The organism is Endozoicomonas sp. ONNA2, from assembly GCF_024606365.1.
Classification (GTDB): Bacteria; Pseudomonadota; Gammaproteobacteria; order Pseudomonadales; family Endozoicomonadaceae; genus Endozoicomonas.
This window is the reverse complement of the sequence record NZ_JAHHPO010000648.1, coordinates 1-3,310: the sequence shown is the minus strand read 5'-3', so window position 1 is coordinate 3,310 and position 3,310 is coordinate 1. Positions and strand designations below refer to the sequence as shown.

Genomic DNA, 3,310 nt, shown 5'->3' with positions numbered 1-3,310 from the left:
TGGGATAGATGTAAGAAAAGTCATGGGTTATGCATTTATGACTTGAATTCAGGACCCGGTTTCACCGTCCCCACAGATATAATCCATAAGCCTGAGGATTGCATAATTCCTTGATACGCGTTCTGGTGTTTCTGGCAGCCATCTCATGGTTGCCAATATCTTAACCACCAGCGTGTCGTAACTTTCCAGACCAGACACATCCAGCTCCAATAGCTCGTCTTCTCTGGCATGATGAAGCACTGCCATTACAGCATTCAGCCTCGCTGCTTCTGGCAATGTATTCAGGCGCATAAGGTCATCGTTGAAAAGCTCGAGGTCAGTTTGTGTACCCCCTGTTTCATCCACTTTTCTCCATCTAGGAGATAGGATATCTTTTTCAACTGTGTAAACTTGAAATGGGAAAGCTCTGGTCAGAATCCTTACAATATTGAAATACCCTCGAGCGCGAGCTTGCGAGGTAGGTGTTTTCCCAAACAGATCAGCAGTGTTTACCAAATCAGCGATTGCCATCCCTGTTTTTGCCCACCAATAAAAAGAAACCGGTAACTCTGCGTCTTCCAGTTTATGCAAAGCAACCAGCAACTCGGTAATAATCTTATCGTGGCCAAAAGCAGCAGCCATATAAAACGGTGTTCTGCCGAATCTGTCTGCCGCACTCAGCACCGAAATTGTAGCTTCAGCCTTTTTGTCTTCTGAAAGACCATTCAGGGCATCAAGGAACAAGTCTACAACTTTTTTGTGTCCGGATTGTGTAGCCCGGCACAACAGAGTCCTACCATCCCGATCAGCCACATTCAGAACTAACATAATGGTCTCAGACTTTGAAGGCTCTTTCAGTCTATTCAGGGGGCGTAGTATATCAGCCAAAACCTTGGTTTCTCCGTTTTGAGCAGCGTCCAGAAGCGTGATTTTTATTGCTTTGTTAGCAATCAACAATTTCAGGCAAGTCGGCCAGCCTTTTCTGGCTGCGCAATACAGAGGTGTCCAACCGGCGTTATTCTTTTCTGTGGCCAGAATGCCAGGAGCGTTCAGTAACTCCTTGACGCACTCATCTTGGCCGTAGTAGGCAGCAGCGCAGAATGGCGTAAAGCCAGCAATATCCTTTTCATTGACCAGTATACCGGGATCGCTCAGTAACTTATTGACGCACTCAGCTTGGCCGTTAAAGGCAGCAGCGTACAAGGGCGACCTGCCATCATTATCCATTTCATTAACCAGAATACCGGGAGCGTTCAGTAATTCTTTGACGCACTCAGCTTGGCCGTTAAGGGCAGCAGCATACAGGGGCGTCCTGCCATTGTTATTCTTTTCATTGACCAGAATACCGGAGGCATTTAGTAACTCTGTGACGCACCTGGTTTGGCCGTTAAAGGCAGCAGCATAGAGGGGCGTACAGCCATCATTGTTCTTTTCATTGACTCGAATACCGGGAACTCTCAGTAACAATAAGACGCATAAGGCTCTGCTGTAAAAGCCGTAGCCATAGCAGTTATGGACAGCGAAGTGCAAGGGTGTAAAGCCATCGTTATCCTTTTCATTGACCCGAATACCGGGGACTCTCAGTAACTCTTTGACACATGAGAGGTAGTCGCCATATAAGCCGTTGTAGCCGCTGACAGCAAAGTGCAGGGGCGTGCAGCCATTGTCATCCTTCGAATTCACCCGAATGTCAGGGCAGTTCAGCAACAACTGTTTCAGGTGCTCAATGCTGCCCTCTTTCGCAGCCAAGCGCAGTAGTTTTGCAGCAAATTTCAGTCGCAAATTCAGAATGTTCCAGTCACCCTTTTGGATAGCACTCTCGAAAGGGGTCTTGCCATGAGTGTCTTTGGCATTCCAAAGCTCATGAAAGGCTGCGCCACCACCTTGTCATGCCCTCTCCAGACAGCCAGGTGGAGCGGGGTCCTCCCCCACCTGTCGGCACTATTTAAAACAGCCATAATAGACCCACAAGGCTTTTTATCCTCAGGCAGTCTACCTGGAGCAGTCAGCAGCTCCTCCACGACTTTCTCACGCCCTTCCTCGGCAGCAACACAAAGTGGGGGTACCCAACGCAAGTGGTCTGACAAGGAAACCCGGTTATAGTGACAGGCGGCCATTATCGGGGGGCATTCAGAGGGTTTGACCGGTCTTCATGTTTGATCGTGTCAGAGACAGGGGGGCTGGCGGTGGGCTTTCTGCTTTTTCGTGTTGATGGGCAGGGTGACTGTTTGGCCTTGTTATCTGGGTGATGAATGGCGCTGTCGGTGCAACCATGTTGATATAATTCCAGGTTGAAAGTCTCTTCAAGTAAAGCCTTTCGTGCATCTCTTGGTACGATCGATTGGCCTGCACCCGAATCCATCCTTTCAATGGACACGCTTCTAACAGGGGGGGGCGGTCTCTGGTCTTACCGGACTCTTGTCGTCAGATAAAGCAGTATAGCTTGCACCGGTCAGTCTGGCCTGATAGGCAATGTAAGGTGGCGTATTCGAGAGGTGGAACGGGGCCCACCTGTCGGCACTATTTAAAAAAGCCATATTAGATTCACTGGGCTTTTTATCCTCAAGTAGCTCCTGTAAACTGGCAATCCGTTTGTAGCGACAGGCGGCCAATATCGGGGCTTCATTCAGTAAGTTTAACCGGTCTTCATGTTTGATCGTGTCAGAGACAGGGGAGCTGGCGGTGGGCTTTCTGCTTTTTCGTGTTGATGGGCAGGGTGACTTTTTGGCCTTGTTATCCGGGAGATGAATGGTGCTTTCGGTGTCACCATGTTGATATAATCCCAGATTGAAAGTCTCTGCATATAAAGCCTTTCGTGCATCTCTTGTTACAATCGATTGGCCTGCACCCAAATCCACCCTTTCACTAGACCCGCTTATAACAGGGAGGGTCGTCTCTGGCCTTAATGGACTGCCGTCGTCAGATGAAGCGGTATAGCTTGCACCGGTCAGTCTGGCCTGATAGGCAATGTAAGGTGGCGTATTCATAATTAGCATGACAAGTCACAGGGGATTAAGTTCCCACCATAACTGTTGGATATTTGTATTATACTAATTTCGCCTTATAAATATGGTTTCGGGCAAGCCATTATCTTGCCAAATGACTGAATGCAGAAATGGTACTTTACCTTAATAAAACCAGTCAAAGCATGCAGGAAACCTGAATGGGTTTTAGCCCGTATTTTTCTCTATCCACATACTTAAGAGCTGTCCTGAAATAACCTGGACATTTCTATAGACGCTACCCGCTACCCGCCGCCTGCTTCCCGAAAAGCTTGAACCACTTGTGCTTTTGCGGGCAGCGGGCGGCGGCATTTTCCCGGACTGAATAA

Annotated in this window: 4 protein-coding genes; all 4 read right to left on the bottom strand. The window is 48.4% G+C overall.

What is annotated here, in order from left to right; genetic code table 11:
* Window positions 1-48: 48 nt before the first annotated feature.
* The 4 genes from KDK14_RS11400 to KDK14_RS11390 are packed head-to-tail and all read right to left on the bottom strand — an operon-like array spanning window position 49 to window position 2,975.
* A complete protein-coding gene (locus tag KDK14_RS11400) occupies window positions 49-1,761 on the bottom strand; it encodes an ankyrin repeat domain-containing protein (protein ID WP_257265242.1) in 1,713 nt (570 codons plus the stop codon).
* Between the two features lie 2 nt (window positions 1,762-1,763).
* Complete coding sequence (locus KDK14_RS21745; RefSeq protein ID WP_373691067.1) at window positions 1,764-2,096, bottom strand: ankyrin repeat domain-containing protein; 333 nt, start codon at window positions 2,094-2,096, stop codon at window positions 1,764-1,766.
* Entirely contained in the window at window positions 2,096-2,356 is a 261-nt protein-coding gene (locus tag KDK14_RS11395; RefSeq protein ID WP_257265241.1) for a hypothetical protein, read from the bottom strand. The genes KDK14_RS21745 and KDK14_RS11395 overlap by 1 nt, the downstream gene beginning before the upstream one ends.
* A 4-nt stretch (window positions 2,357-2,360) precedes the next feature.
* Window positions 2,361-2,975 (bottom strand): hypothetical protein, encoded by a 615-nt coding sequence (locus KDK14_RS11390; RefSeq protein WP_257265240.1) that lies wholly within the window; start codon window positions 2,973-2,975, stop codon window positions 2,361-2,363.
* Window positions 2,976-3,310: the final 335 nt, after the last annotated feature.

Excerpts from the sequence above, each read along its gene's own strand:
- KDK14_RS11390 (WP_257265240.1), bottom strand. The coding sequence starts at position 2,975 with ATGCTAATTATGAATACGCCACCTTACATTGCCTATCAGGCCAGACTG.
- KDK14_RS21745 (WP_373691067.1), bottom strand. The coding sequence starts at position 2,096 with ATGGCCGCCTGTCACTATAACCGGGTTTCCTTGTCAGACCACTTGCGT.